Annotated in this window: 14 protein-coding genes and 1 tRNA gene; 5 read left to right on the top strand and 10 right to left on the bottom strand. The window is 48.8% G+C overall.

Annotation, left to right across the window (positions count from 1 at the left end; genetic code table 11):
• Positions 1-21 precede the first annotated feature (21 nt).
• The 7 genes from T325_RS02650 to T325_RS02620 form a co-directional block, all read right to left on the bottom strand.
• Positions 22-1,035 (bottom strand): acyltransferase family protein, encoded by a 1,014-nt coding sequence (locus T325_RS02650; RefSeq protein ID WP_036910226.1) that lies wholly within the window; start codon positions 1,033-1,035, stop codon positions 22-24.
• 4 nt (positions 1,036-1,039) lie between these two features.
• The gene (locus tag T325_RS02645) at positions 1,040-1,357 is read right to left on the bottom strand and encodes a heavy metal-binding domain-containing protein (protein WP_036910225.1); all 318 of its coding nucleotides are present in this window, start codon (positions 1,355-1,357) and stop codon (positions 1,040-1,042) included.
• A 94-nt stretch (positions 1,358-1,451) separates the two neighbouring features.
• On the bottom strand, positions 1,452-2,333 hold the full coding sequence (locus T325_RS02640) for a PhzF family phenazine biosynthesis protein (protein WP_197051300.1): 882 nt from the start codon (positions 2,331-2,333) through the stop codon (positions 1,452-1,454).
• Positions 2,334-2,357: 24 nt separating this feature from the next.
• On the bottom strand, positions 2,358-3,428 hold the full coding sequence (locus T325_RS02635; protein WP_036910223.1) for a linear amide C-N hydrolase: 1,071 nt from the start codon (positions 3,426-3,428) through the stop codon (positions 2,358-2,360).
• A gap of 12 nt (positions 3,429-3,440) precedes the next feature.
• A complete protein-coding gene (locus T325_RS02630) occupies positions 3,441-4,580 on the bottom strand; it encodes a DUF418 domain-containing protein (RefSeq protein ID WP_036910446.1) in 1,140 nt (379 codons plus the stop codon).
• A gap of 60 nt (positions 4,581-4,640) precedes the next feature.
• Positions 4,641-7,010, bottom strand: coding sequence for an outer membrane beta-barrel protein (locus tag T325_RS02625; protein ID WP_197051299.1), 2,370 nt, complete (start codon positions 7,008-7,010; stop codon positions 4,641-4,643).
• A 625-nt stretch (positions 7,011-7,635) separates the two neighbouring features.
• Positions 7,636-7,708: transfer RNA gene (locus T325_RS02620), tRNA-Pro, on the bottom strand.
• A 183-nt stretch (positions 7,709-7,891) separates the two neighbouring features.
• Between T325_RS02620 and T325_RS02615 the strand changes: the two genes are divergently transcribed.
• The 5 genes from T325_RS02615 to tsaE are packed head-to-tail and all read left to right on the top strand — an operon-like array spanning position 7,892 to position 14,245.
• Complete coding sequence (locus tag T325_RS02615) at positions 7,892-9,151, top strand: 3-phosphoshikimate 1-carboxyvinyltransferase (RefSeq protein WP_036910222.1); 1,260 nt, start codon at positions 7,892-7,894, stop codon at positions 9,149-9,151.
• A 7-nt stretch (positions 9,152-9,158) separates the two neighbouring features.
• Positions 9,159-9,350, top strand: coding sequence for a hypothetical protein (locus T325_RS02610; RefSeq protein WP_036910221.1), 192 nt, complete (start codon positions 9,159-9,161; stop codon positions 9,348-9,350).
• The gene (locus T325_RS02605) at positions 9,343-12,222 is read left to right on the top strand and encodes a type IX secretion system periplasmic lipoprotein PorW/SprE (RefSeq protein ID WP_051949664.1); all 2,880 of its coding nucleotides are present in this window, start codon (positions 9,343-9,345) and stop codon (positions 12,220-12,222) included. The genes T325_RS02610 and T325_RS02605 overlap by 8 nt, the downstream gene beginning before the upstream one ends.
• 24 nt (positions 12,223-12,246) lie before the next feature.
• Positions 12,247-13,812 carry a T9SS response regulator signal transducer PorX gene (locus T325_RS02600; protein ID WP_036910220.1) on the top strand — a complete coding sequence of 522 codons (1,566 nt, stop codon included), beginning with the start codon at positions 12,247-12,249 and terminating at the stop codon, positions 13,810-13,812.
• 25 nt (positions 13,813-13,837) lie between these two features.
• On the top strand, positions 13,838-14,245 hold the full coding sequence (gene tsaE / locus T325_RS02595) for a tRNA (adenosine(37)-N6)-threonylcarbamoyltransferase complex ATPase subunit type 1 TsaE (protein ID WP_036910219.1): 408 nt from the start codon (positions 13,838-13,840) through the stop codon (positions 14,243-14,245).
• A gap of 120 nt (positions 14,246-14,365) precedes the next feature.
• Here tsaE and T325_RS02590 read toward each other — a convergent pair whose 3' ends face one another.
• The 3 genes from T325_RS02590 to dnaE form a co-directional block, all read right to left on the bottom strand.
• Entirely contained in the window at positions 14,366-14,686 is a 321-nt protein-coding gene (locus T325_RS02590; protein WP_036910218.1) for a hypothetical protein, read from the bottom strand.
• Positions 14,687-14,689: 3 nt separating this feature from the next.
• Positions 14,690-15,004 carry a thioredoxin gene (gene trxA / locus T325_RS02585; protein ID WP_036910217.1) on the bottom strand — a complete coding sequence of 105 codons (315 nt, stop codon included), beginning with the start codon at positions 15,002-15,004 and terminating at the stop codon, positions 14,690-14,692.
• A 67-nt stretch (positions 15,005-15,071) separates the two neighbouring features.
• Positions 15,072-18,794, bottom strand: coding sequence for a DNA polymerase III subunit alpha (gene dnaE / locus T325_RS02580; protein WP_036910216.1), 3,723 nt, complete (start codon positions 18,792-18,794; stop codon positions 15,072-15,074).
• Positions 18,795-18,875: the final 81 nt, after the last annotated feature.

The raw sequence follows: 18,875 nt of genomic DNA, 5'->3' as shown, positions 1-18,875 counted from the left end.
GCTTTTATATCAAGGGAATCGTTAAAGGACCTTCTTGACGCCAGGGATCATCCGTACCAGCCAGGTAAGAACAAAGGACGCAATGGTAATGGCGGTACCTATAAACATGAATTTACCAAAGGCCCCCATCCATATCGTGTCTGTTGCATACTGCAGGAGCAGCATCAGTATCATGTGGAATATATATGCGCCATACGACTGAGCGGCACACCACTGCCAGAAGCGGCTGCTCCAGTTTCCATACTCACGGAACAGCCAAAGCAGTCCGAATGAGATGAAGACACACATCAGCGACTCGTAAATACCAAACCACCGATACACGAACGCATTCCACTCACCACCGTCTCTCGCATAGTTACCTATAGCGAGAACGATGCCAATCAACAGAGCGATTGCACCTATGCGATTCTCCATTTTTTCCAACCACTCGAAGCGGCAGGCCAGGACGCCCAAAAAGAACATCATGACATACTGCAAATAATGAGCAGGTTCAAAAATCAGTCCCATCCAGAATATCCAGTGGTCTTGAGGACTTTCCCGACGGATGAAATAACTGCCCACTCCCATCAAAGCACCAACAATAAAGAGTCCGATTATCGTAGGTTTCGACGTACAACTCAACAGAGGCTTGCAAAACAGTCTGATACCAGCATAGACAAGGCTGAAGAACAGCAGATTCTCCACGAACCACATATGACCAGTCTCCAGTTTACCAGCCAGCACAGAGAGTAAGCCTCCCATCAGCAGCCACGGAATACCCAAGCGTATCAATTTCTTCTTTACAAAGGTGCCTGCTCCCTGCTTATCAAAACTCTTTGGTACGAAATAGCCGGATATCAGGAAATACAAGCCCATAAAAAAAGCGGCATTCGTAGAGAAGAAATGCCAAATCCAAGGCATCACCTCAGCAGGATTGCTGGGGTGATAGGCCCATTCTCCACCATCGCCATAAGCCTGACCCGCATGGTGAAATATCACAAGTACCGTTAGACAAACTTTAAGATTGTCCAGATAGGAAAGACGCTTCTGCAACATTTACTCAGATTACCACAGCCGTTCCACTTGTGGAAACCATCAGCATAGATCCTTTTGCACCAATAGTCTCATAATCAATATCGATACCTACTATAGCATTAGCGCCCATTGCCTTGGCACGTTCCATCATCTCTCGCATCGATGTGTCCTTAGCCTCACGTAAAACCTGCTCGTAACTGCCAGAGCGTCCGCCAACAAGATCACGGATACCTGCAAAGATATCCTTTACGAGGTTTGCACCAATAATGGTCTCACTTGTCACCACACCCTTATACTCGCGGATTGTGTGACCTTCAATAGTCGGGGTTGTTGATAGTATCATAATCTTTATTTTTAAAATTAGTTTACGTCTATTTGACGTTATATAGATCAGAAAAGTTGCAAGACCAAGTTTTTTTTAGATTGCCTGTTTTATATTATACGATATAATATCCTTCGATCTTAACTGTTGCCTTGCCCCCAAAGAGAACTTTGCCGTTAGCGTATTTCAGTTTCACCGAGTTAAAGACACGATCATTGCCGCCTTGTTCTATAGCAATCAGATGTCCATCCCAGAGTTTCTCGCTCAGCAGATAGTTGGCAAAAGCGCTGTTTCCTGAGCCTGTGGCGGGATCTTCGAGATAACCGAACCTCGGTGCGAAGACTCGCGTGTGTGCAAAAGCCGATGTATCGGCTGTCTGCTTGGAGAAGACGAGAATAATATCGATATCGTTCCCTTCGCAAAACATCTTCAGACGGCTCTCGTCCGGATAGACCGAGATTTCGGTCTCCAAATCCTTGACGGGAACGATGAGCGTCCGTAATCCCGCGTCTATGATTCGTATGGGCAGGTCTTTGCAGATGGTATCGTGGGGCAATTCCAGAATCTCTTCCAGTTGCCCCGTCGTGAGTTCCGTAGGATGTTCTATGGGATCAGGGGCACTGATATAGACGGCGTCCTCTTCCTTGATGGCATTATACACCTCTATCATTCCCTTGCGGTTTGTCTCAACCATCACCACAGGCTTCAACATTAGTTCTGGTGTGTCCTTGATCAGCGAATACATGGTAGCGATGGTTCCATGGCCACAAAAGTCCACCTCACACTCCGATGAGTAGTAAGTCAGTTTCGCATCTGCTTTCTCCGACTGTCCACAAAACACCATCTCCATCACAAACCCCTTGTGCTCACTGGCTATCGACTGCATCTGTTCGCCAGTCATGGATGCATCGTCCAGAAACAGACATGCCGCAGGGTTGCCAAGCGACTCGCCTGCCGTAAAAGCGTTACTCTTGATATATCTGTATCTTCTCATCATACAAATATAATTTCCCCAGTCTTTTTATTTCCCATTTGGCTGAGAAAGCTTAAAGTGGAAAGGCTTATCGAAATGGCGACGCGAATAGTAAGTCACCGAAGGATTCTTCAGATCCATCACCATTGTCCAAACAGTACCAAAGAAGCCTTCTCTTTCTGGCTGCGACACAGCCTCGATGGCTTCAGTCAACTGCTTCACATCCATCACGCCACCCGTCTGGTCATATTTCTCACATAATCTGTCGTAGCGGTCATCGCCTTCTTTCAGTCCTACATTATGCTTAGCATCACACAGATAGTGGTTGGTTACGGCTGGCGTTTCCGTCACCACCATTTTATTGTCTACATATTCTACGACTACACTTCTACCCGAGACGTCAGATATCGCATAATGGTGAGCTGCGCCAATATCAGAGTGCATATCAATGCCATTCAGCAGTTCCAGGGCTTCGCCCACATTAGCAGCATTGTTTAACATATAGCGGATAGCTGCTGTCGTGGTAAGGTCGGGCTTGCTTGTACGCTGGTGCGTCTCTATAGAATCGCCAGCTATCAAGTCTGCTATAGCGAGGCCCTTTTCGTTTATACCGTCAAGTGCCACGAACAATCCTGTAAGTGCCAGATATTGGTTCGAGAACCCTTCGGGCTTGTAATCGTCTCCGAATCCGTAGAACTCCACGTTGAAAGTCGTTATCGATTCGTAGCCGCGATTAGGAATCGTATGTAAGATCACGCCCACGCCTGACGGGAAGTCGAAGTTGCGCCCCATCAGTACCCCGCCGTCTGGTGAAGCCACCGTCAGCGTCGAACATCCGAAGCCCTCTTTCTTTGTGTTCACCTCTGGCTTATAGTGACCTTTCGACAGGAAGCCCATCACATAGCTCACTAATTGGTCGGCATTCTCAAATCCTCCCTGCTCCATCAGTCCGTCGAACCCGTCGTCGCCTTTATATTCCATATAATACAGGCCGTCGTCGAGTTTCTCAACTGATAATGCGCCTTTAACAAACGGGCCGAATTCAAGCCATACCAGCACTCCTACGACCAGAACCAGTCCCAATACGCTTAGCAGCGCAATCTTCAATACTTTCTTCATTGTTTTACTTCTTTATTTATCGTTATTTTTTTCACTATTAATCCAAGTCAGCTTACGCCATATTCCCTCTAATGGTCCGCGTGGATGAGACATAAACCAATAGCGGCAGAACAGATATTGACACAAGACCATGCCCAGACCTATCATAACAGCATAGGTTACACCCAATAGGCGGTAGCAGGCCAGGCCATAGCCGCAGAAGATGAAACAGCCGATGACAGACTGCAACAGATAGTTGGTAAGGCTCATGCGACCGAATATGCACAGATGGTGAAGCACCTTACGCACGCCACCGAAGGCATACCAAGCCGAGACCACTGCCGAAACGATCATCAGCAGAATCAACAAGTTGTAAATAGGTGCGAGCCAAAGGGCCAACTCGCCAAAGTCAACAAGACTCAGGGCGATAACGACAACGACAGAACCAACGAGAAGGTTATGCCATATCTTTAAGTTCCGTCCTTCATTATAGAACATTCTCTGTCTGCCTAACTGCATACCGAGAATAAACAGACAGAGCAACTGTGTCAGGCGTCCGCTGAAAACATTGAATCTGAAATTCACCTCAAAGCCGTATCGCAGGTTAGTGATGGCGTTCTCCAAGAACGAACCATGTTCGTGCATACTGTTGATACGGCCATACAACTCCCACAGCGTGGAATGGTCTATCGTGCTACCCGTCAGCAGACAGAACAATTCCACAGGCTGCAAGGCCAATAGGGCGATGATACACCAGACGACTCGCGACGGCAGATAGCTGATGGGAATCAGCAACAGGCCATATACCGCATAGAGCATCAGGATATCGCCATCATAGAAAGCCACATTGATGAGACCAAAGCCGAACAACAGACACATACGCCATGCAAAGCGCCCCGAGAACGAGCGGCCCTTCTGCTGCTGGTTGTCGTTCATGATAAAGAAGCTCAGTCCGAAAAGCATGGCGAAGATACCATACATCTTACCGCTGAGCAGCCAGGCCAGCACATCAGCCACTTGCTGATCGGAAGACAGCGCATGCACTATCGGCTCTTGCGTAAAGATATTAAAGTGCTCTACAGAGTGATAAAGAATAATACCAGCCACGGCAATGCCTCTCAGGGCATCGGCTACATCTATTCGGGTGTTTGGTTGATAACGGGTCGCGTACATACGATACATTTTATTCTTTAGACGCAAGAAGCAACAAAAAACTACACACTTCTCAGAAAATTACATTCTGGCTTTCTGTTTCTCTCCAGCGCCTGAGCCACGATACTTAGAGCGGGCCTCGTTGAACTTCCAGGTAAGGTCGAGCCTGAACGTGCGACGAACGGGGTTGTAGACGGTGAGTTCGCGAACGCCATAGACGATGGCCCTGGTAACGTTAGAATTAAAAATGTCGTTGCAACGCAGATCAAGAGTGAGCGAACCGAGACGGCGCAGACTGATGTCGTGCTGAACACCTAAGTCGGCACTGAACTGGGCTCTCGTGATGCGGAAGTTGTCTACGTCGCCCTTGGGGTTGAAGCGCATTCCGGCATTCAGGCGCCAGCCCTTTGGCAGTTTGACGGTGTTATCCCAGCCCATGTTGACATACGGACGGTTGAGCGTGACGATCGAGCCGTCGAGGCTGGGCGACTTATAGTTCTGGAAGAGAGCATAGACAAACCATGTGGGATGCCAGCAGCCTATAACCGGACTGGCATAGGGGTTGAAGCTCAGCTGGTTGTAGTCATCCTTTGTGTTGATGGGACGAACCAGACTGATGAGCGGGTTGTCGGCACCAGGGAATGGCTCAGTAGACATCGTCTCTGAGTTCTTCACACGACTGAGGTTGATATTGACGCCCATCCACTTGTAGCCAGCGTTCAGCACGAGACTGTGGGTATAGGTTGGCTTCAGGTAAGGGTTACCACTCTGATAGGCATAGCGGTTCAGATAGATGGTAGAACTGGTGAGACTGCTGTAGGCAGGGCGCTTGATGTCGCGACGATAAGAGAGCGAGAGCTGAACCTTGCCAATGGGGGCAGAGATGACTGCCGTGGGGAACCAGTCGCCATAGTCGCGACACACCTCATCCTCACGCACACCAAAGTTATAGTAATCGTTCACGAGATGCTCGTAGCGTATACCAGCTTGAACGAACACTTTACCGAACTGGTGCCCGTAGTCCATGAAGAGGGCTTCCGACTTCTCGTTGATCTCTGTATCGGTAGCCGTCACGGGCACAGCCTCAGAAGCATTGTAGGTATAGGCATCCGTACGATGGTTGTAGGAATATTCACCTCCTACAGAGAGGTTACCCTTCCACAAGGGATAGCTCAAGACAAGCTTAGAGGCCCAGAAGTTGTTGCCGCTCTTGGTGTTGCTGTCGATGCTACGCGTCATTGCCGCACCATTAACGTTCTTGGACTGTTCGATGGTCTGGCCTGGAGCCTCTGTACGATCAAAGAGTCCGTCGAGGTTGAAGTCGATGCCCAGCTGCCCCAGCTTACCATTATAATAGGCATTGAAGATATGCTTCTTGAACTTCTCGTCCTGTCGTATCTTGCTTTCAGAACGCTCTGTGAAGAGACCGTTCTCGTACTCATCGGTATCAAACTGGCTGGTGAGGGCGCCATCGGGGTGATAGTCGTATTTGTAGAAAGCGCCAAACGAGTGGTTCTCGTCTACCATATAGTTGACCTGCAACTGTGGCGAGAGGCCCTTCCACGTCTGTTTCGTGTCCTGCTTGGTGTAGCCGTCTATCCTGTCAGACTCTACCAGATAGCGCATATCGTTCTCCTGAAACGACTTGTTGTGACCATTGCGACCAGCCCACAACGAGGCGGTAAGGTCGAGACCGCCCGTGCGGTAGTTCACGTCGAGGTTGTTGGTGATGGTGTGCCCGTAGCGGTATATCCCCCCCAGGTTATCCTGGAAACTGATACCCTCGCCCTGCGCCTTCTTCAGCGTGATACGGACAACAGCCTTGGTCGAGGCGGCATAGCGGGCGCCAGGGTTATGAACCACGTCGACATGCTGTATCTGATCGGAGCGCAGACGGGTGAGCTCGCTGGCGTCGCGAACCTTACGCCCATTGATATACACCTCGGCGTCGCCACGCCCGAGCACTTTCACGGCTCCGTCGCGATCGGCTTCAAGCGAAGGAATCCTCGACAGGGCATCGCTCACGGTACCGGCCTTCTCCAAGATGGTTCCAGCCACGTTGGTGCGCATGGCGTCGCCCTTCACATGGGTCTTGGGCAGCTGGCCCTTCACCACCACCTCCTTCAGCACCTTGTTGTCTTCCTTCATCTGGATGGTCAGCCCATTAGCCTCATGAATATCTATGTAGATGGTCTCGTAGCCCACGCTCGACACCTTCAGCAGTCCTTCGGTCTTGTCTGTCACGATATTAAACACACCCTGTTCGTCTGTCACCGCACCCTGTACGAAAGCAGAATCGGGCAACGACAGCAGTACTACATTAACATAAGAGAGCGGTTCGCCATTTTCGTCAATCACCTTTCCGCCTATATTCTGAGTCTCGGCGAAAGACATTATCGACATCATTAACATAACCATCAGCATTGGCAGTCTCATATTCATTCTTTTCATATTAAATTTGTTATTTTCATTAATACAGCGCAGACGTTCTGCACTGACCTTTTTACATCTTAGACGCAACAAAGGCATAAAAAGTTTCAAGAAAAGTAAAATTAGTAAAACGATATGACAAACCACCTCGTAAGAATCGCATCTTTACAAGCAAGCCATCCTTCGGCCGCAAATACGCGAGTTTTGAGCCGTTTCCGTAAGTCGTTGAGAACGTGAACGTTACAGGAAAGCCTTATTTTCGCCCCTCGTTCAGACGTCATCTTTCGGAACAAAACAAGTTGTTTTGTTCCCGAAAAGACTATCTTCACCACCCGTAAAGACTACTTGAGCGCGCATAAAACAACTTGTTTTACGCCAAAAGGGGTGGACTTTACGCCGAGTAAACCCTAAGTTTACTACCGACAAACCCCAAGTTTCATTACGACAAACCCATAGTTAGTCGTAATGAAACCCAAAAAGCGCCTCCCGCCGCCCTAGATTGAGCTGGTCAGGAAGCGCTTTTTTACGTATGTTTTATTGACAATCTACGGAAAACGAACAGCCATACAGTCTTACCATGCAAAGCCTGCCAAGACCAAAGAAATAAAAGAAAAGCGAGAGAATCTTTCGACTCTCTCGCTTTCTGTCGGGATTACTGGACTCGAACCAGCGACCTCGCGCCCCCCAGACGTGTGCGCTACCAACTGCGCTAAATCCCGAACACTAATTTTGCTTAGCACCGACCCTTGTTTTGTCGAATGCGGGTGCAAAGGTACATAGTTTTTCTGAACTGACCAAATTTTAAAGCAACTTTTTGTTTATAAGCCCAAATTTACCCACCATTTAGTGCGGAAATTCAAATAAAAATCGTATCTTTGTGCCGAAAATATGAATCAATAGAGATGAAACAATATAAACTGACTGCACCAGAGAAGCTGGCTCAGACAATTTGTCTGCCCGCTTCGAAAAGCATTTCCAACCGCGCACTTGTAATCTACGCCCTTAGCGGAGGCAAGAATCTGCCCCAGAATCTGAGCGACTGCGACGATACGGACGTGATTATCAAAGCCCTGCGCGACATGCCAGAAGAGATTAACATCAAGGCGGCTGGTACGGCCATGAGGTTTATGACAGCCTACCTCAGTGTGACAAAAGGCACACACGTGCTGACGGGCACTGAGCGCATGAAGCATCGCCCCATAGGCATACTGGTGGACGCGATGAAGGCACTCGGCGCCGACATCAAATACGTTGAGACCGCGGGCTATCCCCCACTACGCATTACAGGAAAGACGCTGAAAGGCGGGCTGCTGGCTATACCAGGCAACGTGAGCTCACAGTATATCTCGGCCCTGCTGATGATCGGGCCGATGCTGAAGAACGGACTCACCCTGCAATTGACGGGCGACATCATCTCACGCCCCTACATCGACCTGACTCTCTGGACGATGCGCGAATTCGGAGCTGAAGCTGAATGGACCTCGGCTGACACCATCACGGTGAATCCCAAGGCCTATCAGGACCGCGAATATTTCATCGAGAACGACTGGACGGGAGCCAGCTACTGGTATGAGATGCTGGCGCTCTGCAAGGGCCGAGATTCAGAGATTAAACTGACAGGACTGATGGACGGTTCGAAACAGGGCGACTCTGTGACTCGCTATCTGTTCAGCCTACTTGGTATCAAGACGACTTTCGAGACAAAGAAGGAAGGCATCCCCCAGACTATCACACTGACTCAGAACGGCAGATGCGTGCCCCGTCTGGAGTACGACTTCGTGAACTCGCCCGACCTGGCACAGACGTTTGTGGTGACTTGTGCCGCCAAGAACATTCCCTTCCACTTCAAGGGGCTCTCTACGCTCAAGATTAAAGAGACCGACCGCATAGAGGCCATGAAGCGCGAGATGAGAAAGCTGGGCTACGTGCTTCACGACGCCAACGACAGCGAGCTGTATTGGAACGGCGAACGTTGCGAGCCTTCGCTGGAGCTGGGCATCGACACCTATGAGGACCACCGCATGGCTCTGGCCTTTGCGCCCTATGCGCTGACAACCGAAGGACTGATCATCAACAACCCTCAGGTGGTGACGAAATCGTATCCGCACTTCTGGGACGACCTGAAGAATGTAGGATTCAAAATAGAAGAAACAGATAAGTGATAAACGTATGAGTTTCGCATTGGTTTGCATCGCACTATTAGTTGGACTGGGCATCGTAGCCGGCATTGCCTCTCACTTCGACAAAGGAGAGGACGAGATTACTGTGGGGCACGACTGCTCTACATGTACGGCTGCAGACGAGGGCTCATGCAAGATTCACTGTCTGCTGGAGGAGAAAAAGAAAAAGGAAGATGCATAGAAGGGTAAGGATTATCGGCTTCCAATGGCTGATTGCCGCCTCATGCGTTTTGGCCATATCCGGCTGCTCAACGCAGAAGAACACAGCGCAATCACGCTGGTGGCACTCCTTCAATGCCCGATACAACACTTACTTCAATGGCTCACAGGCCTTTATCGAGGGGAATCTTGAGAAAGAGAAAGGCAACAAAGACAACTATACCGAACTGATTCCCCTCTACATGGTTGGCAACAAGCAGAGTCGCGACATCGGTAAGAGTCAGTATGACCGCACTATCGAGAAATGTGAGAAAGCCATCCACCAGCATAGCATCAAAGCCAAACCCGAATGGGATAACAGCAAGCGGAAAACACCAAAAGACCGCGAGTGGCTGGGGCGCAGGGAATATAACCCCTTTATATGGAAAGCCTGGTTGCTGATGGGAAAAGCACAATTCCAGAAAGGTGCCTTCGACGAGGCTGCCGCCACATTCTCATATATGACCCGACTCTATCAGACACAGCCCTTGATGAACGGACTGGCCCGTGCGTGGCTCGCCAAATGCTATACCGAACTGGGATGGAAATATGATGCAGAGGACGTGATTCGCAACATGAGCCGCGACTCCATGGACTTCAGGGCTGTCAAGGACTGGGACTACACCTATGCCAACTACTACATTCGTCAGGGCGACTACCAGAAAGCTGCGCCTTACCTGCGAAAGGTCATCAAGCACGAACGGCGCAACATCCAGCGGGCAAGAGAATGGTTCCTGATGGGACAGATTCAAAAGCTACTGGGCAATCGCGACGAGGCCTATCGCGCCTTTGGCAAAGTGGCGGGATGTCATCCGCCCTACGAACTGCAGTTCAATGCCCGCATCGCACAGACCGAGGTTGCCGCCAGCAACAATAGCCGCCAGATGATTGGTAAACTCAGACGCATGGCGGCTTCTGACAATAATACGGAATATCTGGACCAGGTATACTATGCTATTGGCAATATCCACATGACACAACGTGACACCACCGAGGCCATCGCCGCCTATGAGAAAGGCTGTCGCCGATCAACCAGAAACGGCATAGAGAAGGGCGTGTTATTGTTGACATTAGGCAATATATATTGGGCCAAAGACATGTTTGCCGATGCCCAACGCTGCTATGGCGAGGCCATTGGTCTGCTCGACAAGGAACGGACTGACTATGAGGAACTCTCCCGTCGCTCCAGGATTCTCGACGAGCTGGTGCCTTATACCAACACCATTCAGCTTCAGGACTCTCTGCTGGCTCTGGCCGCTATGCCAGAAGCTGAGCGCAACAAGGCTATCGACCGCGTGATAAATGAGCTGAAGAAGAAAGAGAAAGAGGAGCAATATGCGCTGTTGGAACAGGAGACCATAACTGCCAATGCCGATATGAATCTTAATCCAACCATCTCCACGCCTTCAGCCACCAGCGGTGGTTGGTATTTCTACAATCCCACAGCCGTGAGCCAAGGAAAAGCCTCCTTCCAGCGCCAATGGGGCAAGCGAGAGAACATAGACAACTGGCAACGTATCAATCAGACCGTCATCAGTCTCGATAGTGATACCAAAGAGTCTTCAGAGGGTATGGACGTTCAAGAAAAAGCCATTGCCTCGACAGACTCAATGGCAACCAATCCCCATCAGCGTGAGTATTACTTAGCACAGATACCCTTTACAGCAGGACAACAGGCTGCTTGTCATGATTTACTGAAAGATGCACTATTGCATGCAGGCATCATTCTGAAAGACAAGATGGACAATCTGCGTCTCTGCGAGAAACATTTGGGCAGACTGACCAAAGACTACCCCGATTATGAACACCTGGACGAAGCTTGGTATCACTTGTATCTACTTTATCTGCGGCAGGGTGACAACCTGAAGGCAGACAACTGCCTGACCCACCTGAAGGCCAATCACCCCAATAGTGAGTGGACCACTCTCCTTACCGACCCCTACTACGTAGAGAACGCCAAGTTCGGTGAACATATTGAAGACTCTCTTTATGCCACCACCTATGAAGCATTCAAGGACAGCAGAGCCGACGTCGTGAAGGCGAACACCGCTCTTTCAGAGAAACGGTTCCCACAAGGCAGCAATCGTGCCAAGTTTCTCTTCATCGATGGTCTGAGCCGGTTAAACGATGGAGACGGCGACGGCTGCATGAGCCGTCTGCAAGAGGTGGTTGAGAGATTTCCAGAGAGTGAAGTCAGTCCGCTGGCAGGAATGATTATAAAAGGAGTAAAGGAAGGGCGCCGACTTCATGGCGGTAAGTTCGATATCGGGGACGTATGGACCATGCGCAGCATTACGCTGACACACGACTCTACCAGCGTCGACACACTCAGCACCGAGCGCAACCAGCAGTTCCTCTTCATGCTTGTCTATCAGCCTGACTCTGTTAGTGAGAACCAACTGCTCTTCGAGTTGGCCCGCTACAACTTCACGAATTTTCTGGTTCGTAACTTCGAATTGCAGATTGATGAAGACAACGGTCTGCACCGTATGATGGTGAGCGGTTTCCTGAGTTACGACGAAGCCACGCAGTATGCCCGCCAGCTCTATGCCAGCAACCAGATGAAGGAGATGCTAAAGCAATGCCGCTCTCTCATCATCAGCAATGCGAACCTGGCATTGATAGGACGGCAGTTCAGTTACGACGAGTACCAACAGTTCTATGAGAAGGAGTTTGCTCCGATGCAGATCAGCAAAGAGAGACTGCTGCTGATACCTGAGAACATGGAACAGCCCGACATAGAGGAGATGGACACCATAGACGAGCAAGAAGAACAGGACGAATTCATGCCACAAAAGTCTCAACAGCCTCAACAACAGGTGAAGGACTTCGACTTTGGGGATGACTTCTGGTAAAAATATAAAGGGGAAAAGAAAAGAATGACCAACGGATTGTTACTTTGGGTAGACGATGAGATTGAACAACTGAGGGCACACATCCTCTTTCTCGAAAAGAAAGGCTATGAGGTGGTAACCGTCAGCAATGGCACCGATGCCATCGATCTCTGCAAGGAACGCAACTTCGACCTTGTGCTTCTCGACGAGCACATGCCCGGACTCAGTGGACTGGAGACGCTGCAGAAGCTGAAAGAGTTGCAGCCATCTTTGGCGATTGTGATGGTGACCAAGAGCGAAGAGGAGAATATCATGAATCAGGCTATCGGACAAAAGATAGCCGACTACCTGATTAAACCCGTGAATCCCAACCAGATATTACTGACCCTGAAGAAGAACATCCACCGCAAGGCTATTGAGACCGAAGTGACCCAGACGCAATATCAGCAGAACTTCCAACAGATAGCCATGCAGATACTCGACTGCCAAAACTGGAAAGACTGGGTAGACGTTTATAAGCGCCTGGTGCATTGGGAGCTTGAACTGAGTGCCACCGACAGCAATATGACTGAAATGCTACAGATGCAGAAGGAAGACGCCAACAACGGCTTTGCAAAGTTCATTAAGAAGAACTACCTGAATTGGGTAAACACCAACGCTTCTGGTGGAGATACGAGCCGCCCTACTCTTTCGCCCGACATCTTTAAGACCAAGCTGTTTCCCATGCTCAACAATGGACAGAAGGTGTTCCTCGTGGTTCTCGATAACTTCCGTTACGACCAATGGCGCATATTGGCAAACGAGTTGAGCGACCACTTCGACATAGAAGAGGATCTTTATTTCAGCATCCTACCTACCGCTACACAATATGCCCGCAATGCTATCTTCAGCGGACTGATGCCCAACAAGATTGCTGAGATGTTCCCCCATCTGTGGGTTGATGAAGACGAAGAAGAAGGTAAGAACGTGAACGAAGAGCCACTCATCCGAACTCAGCTGGAGCGTTATCGTCGCAAGAATTCATTCTCCTATCATAAGATCAATAGTCAGGCTGAAGCCGACAAGTTACTGCAACAATTCCAGACACTGGAGAAGAACGACCTGAACGTAATCGTGTTCAACTTTATCGATATGCTGAGTCATGCCCGCACAGAATCGAAGATGGTACGTGAATTGGCCAACAACGAAAGTGCCTACCGCAGCATCACGCTCTCATGGTTCCGCCACACCGTCATCTCAGACTTCTTCAAACAATTGGCACAAACCGACTATAAAGTGATTGTTACCACCGACCATGGTAGTATACGTTGCACTCAACCTGTAAAAATCGTGGGTGACAGGAATACGAACACCAACCTGCGTTACAAGCTCGGCAAAAATCTGGCCTATGAAGACAAGAACCTCTTCGTCATCAAGGATCCACAGAAGGCCCAACTGCCCTCGCCCAATCTATCCACGAGCTACGTATTTGCCACAGGCGACTCGTTCTTCGCCTATCCTAATAACTACAATTATTACGTGTCATACTATCGTGATACATTCCAACATGGAGGCATATCGATGGAAGAAATCATCATACCACTCATCACGCTAACAGGAAAGAAAAGATAAATAGTAAAGATAAAAAAGAATATATATGGAAATAACAATTAGTAATCTCGACAACATCCGGGAGACAGCCCGGGAGTTTATCGACAACATGGGTGACCACAAGGTATTTGCCTTCTACGGAAAGATGGGCGCTGGTAAGACCACATTCATCAAAGCCATCTGCGAAGAACTCGGCGTCGATGATGTCATCACCAGCCCTACGTTTGCTATTATCAACGAATATGGCGGAAAAAACGGTTCCATCTATCATTTCGACTTCTACCGTATCAAGAAACTCGAAGAGGTTTACGATATGGGCTATGAAGACTATTTCTATAGCGGAGCCCTCTGTTTTATCGAATGGCCCGAACTGATAGAAGAAGTTCTGCCCGAAGACGCCGTGAAGGTTGAGATTACTGAGAAAGAAGACGGCACTCGCGCCATTGTGTTCTAAAAAGGGAGGTGTGGGAAAAAAATACTCCCTGCTTCTTTTGAATAAAGCAGGGAGTATATCTCAATAAGTACTTTCTAATCAGAATACGGCACGAACCAACCATCAAGGATTGCTTCGTCCTTACAGATTCTGTTCCTGAAAGTCCAAATCAGCTTGTACGATGAAAAAAACATCCTGAGGATCGAAGGTTCCGACATTGGCCTCCTTTGCCTGTTTACAAACATATTCGGCCACTTTCTCCATATCAATATCCGTTTCCTCTTCATTACCCTCCAGGATGCCACTGGTAAAGTAATAGTCGACAATGCTATCCATGATATACAGGATGTCATCATCGCTGAATGTTCCTTTCATATCAGCAGGAATCTGAGACCGGATAAATGCCAACTCTTGCTGGTTCTCCAGTTCGTCCTGCCTAATCAGTTCGTCAAGACTTGCCATAACTTAGAGCAGTGTCTGGATTTTCTCTTCAATCTTAGCCTTAGGCTGAGCACCGATGATTTTGTCAACCACCTCGCCATTCTTGAAGAACAGAATGGTAGGAATATTACGGATACCAAACTCAGCGGCGATATCCTCGTTGTCCTCTACATCGCACTTACCAATAACCACTTTGCCATCATACTCTTTCGACAGCTCTTCGATAATGGGAGCCACCATACGGCAGGGACCACACCATGTAGCCCAGAAATCCACTACTAAAGGCAGATTACCAGCCTTCAAACTTGCAAAGTTCTCTTTTGTGATTGTTACTTCCATTTTTTCTTCGTTTTAAAGATGAATACTATATTTGTCTCATTAATAGTGTAGCAAATACCATGCCACATCAGTTGATCTTATAGTCAAGCATCTCGTGATGCTCAATATACTCAAGCAATGTATGTCTTACGTCAACACCTTCCATCTTACTCTTCAGAAGTACATGATGAGAGCCTTGAGAGTCGCGCAATTGGAAGAAGAGTTTCGTCTTACCAGGATTCTCGGCAATGATCTCATTCAAATCGGCCACAATCTGCTCATCCAGCAAATCGGTGACGAGTGAGATCGTGATGCGGTCGATGCACTTCTCTTTGATGGTCTGCATATACTCTACGTTCTGCACCTTTAGTTCCATGATGTTGCTATTCTGGAAACGGGCACGCATCTTGGCAGTGACATAGACTGAGGCACCCTCTTGGAACAGACCACTCCAGCGCCCCCAGTCTTCACCAAACAGAGCGATCTCACCACTTCCCTCAAAGTCTTCCAATGTAATGAAACCGCACGGGTTACCATTCTTAGTAAACTTCTGGCGCACGGCCGTCACAATGCCACCGATAATAACATCCTCACGGTCTGTCAGTTGTGAGACATCTGCCAAATCGGCACACCTTGTATTACACAGATTATCGAGAATAATCTTATATTCATCGAGCGGATGAGCCGAAAGGTAGATACCCACGAGATCGCGTTCTCTGTTCAGTCGTTCAATGTCACTCCATCTCACATCGGTCTTCGGCAGAGGCGGTGTGGCAATCTCCAAATCGTCGAACCCTCCGAAAAGCGAGTTCTGAGCCTGAGCTTTCTCTGCCTGATACAACTGGCCATAACGCACCAGAGTGTCAAGCCACTGCTCGCCTTTGGCATTTTCTGCAAAGAACTCCTCGCGGCGAATACCGAAGCTGTCGAATCCACCACTCAGAGCAAGCGACTCGAAAGCCTTACGGTTCACATTACTCATATTGACACGCTGGGCAAAATCGAATATCGACTTATAAGGGCCATTCTTATCACGTTCGGCAATAATAGCCTGGGCAGCCGATTCACCCATACCCTTGATAGCCCCAAGCCCGAAACGAATCTCACCATGCTGGTTCACACCAAACTTCTCATACGACTCGTTCACATCAGGTCCCAAGGTATTAATGCCCATCTGCTTACACTCATCCATCAACTTTGTGATTTCAGTAATCTGGTCCCTTCGTCGGCTCATAATAGCCGCCATGAACTCTGCTGGATAATTTGCTTTCAGATAAGCAGTCTGGAAAGCGACCCAAGAGTAGCAGGCCGCATGCGACTTATTGAACGCATAAGAGGCGAATGCCTCCCAATCGCTCCAAATCTTCTCAAGCACTTTCGGGTCATGGCCGTTCTTCTTACCGCCTTCGATGAATTTAGGTTTCATCGCATCAACGATATCTTTTTTCTTCTTACCCATGGCCTTTCGCAGGGCATCGCTCTCGCCTCTGGTAAAGTCGGCCAACAAACGCGAGAGTAGCATCACCTGTTCCTGATACACCGTAATACCATAGGTATCCTTGAGATACTTCTCCATCACAGGTATATCATAGGTGATAGGTTCCTCACCATGCTTACGACGGATGAACTGTGGAATATACCCCATAGGACCTGGGCGATAAAGAGCGTTCATCGCAATCAAGTCTTCAAAGACGGTGGGCTTCAGTTCGCGCAGATATTTCTGCATACCTGCCGACTCAAACTGGAAGGTACCGATGGTACGTCCCTGCTGATAAAGTTCGTAAGTTTTAGGGTCGTCTATAGGAATAGTATCCAAATCCACATCGATGCCTCTTGTTCGCTTAATATTTGCGCAAGCCTCCTTCAACTCCGACAACGTCTTCAGTCCAAGGAAGTCCATCTTAATCAGTCCTGTTGATTCAATCACATGACCGTCGTACTGGGTACAATTGGTTTTCACACCCTTGAAATCCGGGTCATCAGCCGTCGACACGGGCACATGGTCACTAATCGGATCGCGACAGATAATGAAGCCACAGGCATGGATACCCGTACCACGCACCGTACCCTCCAGCATCTTGGCATATTTGATGGTGTTAGCCAAATGCGGGTCACTGGAAGCCTCAGCCTCCTGTAATTCTGGCACAGCCTTGATGGCATTAGGGAGGTTCATCTTGGGCGTCTTACCATCCACATCGGGCAAACGATCGGGAATGGCTTTACAGAGTGCATTGGATATCGCAATGGGTACCTTCTCTACACGAGCCACATCCTTGATAGAGTTCTTCGTGGCCATGGTGGCATAGGTGATGATATGAGCACAGTTCTCGTGCCCGTACTTATCTTCTACCCACTTCAACACCTTACCTCGACCATCGTCATCGAAGTCGGTATCGATATCAGGCAGAGAGATACGGTCAGGATTCAGGAAACGTTCAAACAGCAGGTCGTACTTCAGCGGGTCGATCTTCGTGATTCCTAAGCAGTAAGCCACCACACTTCCCGCCGCAGAGCCACGACCAGGCCCCACCATCACACCAAGTTCGTCGCGAGCAGAATTGATGAAGTCCTGCACAATCAGGAAGTAACCAGGGAAACCCATCGTCTTCATAATGTGGAGTTCAAACTTCACACGGTCGGCCACATCTTGGGGTATCGGATCACCATAACGTTTCTTCGCTCCCGCATAAGCCAGTTCTGCCAGATAGTCAGCCTCGAACTTGATACGGTATATCTTATCATAACCTCCCAGCTTTTTGATCTTCTTCTCGCCATCTTCAGGTGACAACTGATTCTCGCCATTTTCATCGCTGGTAAACTCATCGTAGAGTTGCTGTTCCGTGAACTTCTGCCGCCACTCATCTTCCGTTCCGAATGATTCTGGAATCGGAAAGAAGGGCATAATCGGGTCTGCATCCAGACTATAGGTTTCTACCTTGTCCAATATCTCTACCGTGTTCGCCATGGCCTCGGGCACATCGCTGAAGATATCGTTCATCTCCTGACGGGTCTTGAACCACTCCTGTTTCGAGTAGAGCATACGATCGGGATCATCAAGGTCCTTACCTGTAGCCAGACACAGCAGATGGTCATGAGCCTCGGCATTCTCACGATCCACAAAATGAGCATCGTTCGTACAGACAAGCTTCACGCCATACTCCTTAGCCAGTTCTATAAGCACCTTGTTAGCCTGCTGCTGCAAAGGGAACGTCTCACGATTGGCGCGGATATTCGGATCAGTCACTTCGTGGCGCTGAAGCTCCAGATAGTAGTCGTCGCCCCACAAACGTTTATGCCACTCTATAGCCTCGCGGGCACCGGCAATATCACCCTTTAATATCTTCGCCGGCACTTCGCCAGCAATACAGGCAGAACAAACGATCAAATCTTCATGATACTTCTCCAGTTCCATGCGGTCCGTACGCGGACGGTTGTAGAATCCGTCAACCCACGAATTGCTCACAAGTTTAATCAGATTCCTATAGCCATTATAGTTCTTGGCCAGCACGATGAGGTGATAACCACCCAAGTCTTCTCTGGTTTCCCTTAAGCTCTTATCACCACGACGAGCTACATACATCTCACAACCGAAGATGGGTTTAAAGGGTTCCAGACCATCTTTCTTGCGCTGTTTGTTCACGCCAATGCAGATGTCGTGAAATTCCTTAATGCCGAACATGTCGCCGTGGTCGGTTATCGCCATGCCTTTCATGCCATCGCCGATAGCTTTATCCACGAGCTTCTTGATACTCGACTGACCATCAAGTATGGAGTAGTAGGTATGTACATGTAAATGTACGAAATCTTCCATTCTTTATCTAAAAATCTTTCTGTTTTGAGCCTCAAAGATACGTTGAAATCCTGAGATTACCAAAAGAAAAACAAGAAAAGT

It is taken from the genome of Prevotella sp. FD3004, from assembly GCF_000746155.1.
GTDB lineage: Bacteria > Bacteroidota > Bacteroidia > Bacteroidales > Bacteroidaceae > Prevotella.
The sequence above is the reverse complement of the archived record's forward strand: the minus strand, read 5'-3'. Positions and strand labels throughout refer to the sequence as shown.

Coding starts and splice junctions, on each gene's coding strand:
- T325_RS02600 (WP_036910220.1), top strand. CDS start 12,247: ATGACCAACGGATTGTTACTTTGGGTAGACGATGAGATTGAACAACTG.
- T325_RS02635 (WP_036910223.1), bottom strand. CDS start 3,428: ATGAAGAAAGTATTGAAGATTGCGCTGCTAAGCGTATTGGGACTGGTT.
- T325_RS02615 (WP_036910222.1), top strand. CDS start 7,892: ATGAAACAATATAAACTGACTGCACCAGAGAAGCTGGCTCAGACAATT.
- T325_RS02645 (WP_036910225.1), bottom strand. CDS start 1,357: ATGATACTATCAACAACCCCGACTATTGAAGGTCACACAATCCGCGAG.
- tsaE (WP_036910219.1), top strand. CDS start 13,838: ATGGAAATAACAATTAGTAATCTCGACAACATCCGGGAGACAGCCCGG.
- T325_RS02605 (WP_051949664.1), top strand. CDS start 9,343: ATGCATAGAAGGGTAAGGATTATCGGCTTCCAATGGCTGATTGCCGCC.
- dnaE (WP_036910216.1), bottom strand. CDS start 18,794: ATGGAAGATTTCGTACATTTACATGTACATACCTACTACTCCATACTT.
- T325_RS02630 (WP_036910446.1), bottom strand. CDS start 4,580: ATGTACGCGACCCGTTATCAACCAAACACCCGAATAGATGTAGCCGAT.
- T325_RS02640 (WP_197051300.1), bottom strand. CDS start 2,333: ATGATGAGAAGATACAGATATATCAAGAGTAACGCTTTTACGGCAGGC.
- T325_RS02625 (WP_197051299.1), bottom strand. CDS start 7,010: ATGAAAAGAATGAATATGAGACTGCCAATGCTGATGGTTATGTTAATG.
- trxA (WP_036910217.1), bottom strand. CDS start 15,004: ATGGAAGTAACAATCACAAAAGAGAACTTTGCAAGTTTGAAGGCTGGT.
- T325_RS02590 (WP_036910218.1), bottom strand. CDS start 14,686: ATGGCAAGTCTTGACGAACTGATTAGGCAGGACGAACTGGAGAACCAG.
- T325_RS02650 (WP_036910226.1), bottom strand. CDS start 1,035: ATGTTGCAGAAGCGTCTTTCCTATCTGGACAATCTTAAAGTTTGTCTA.
- T325_RS02610 (WP_036910221.1), top strand. CDS start 9,159: ATGAGTTTCGCATTGGTTTGCATCGCACTATTAGTTGGACTGGGCATC.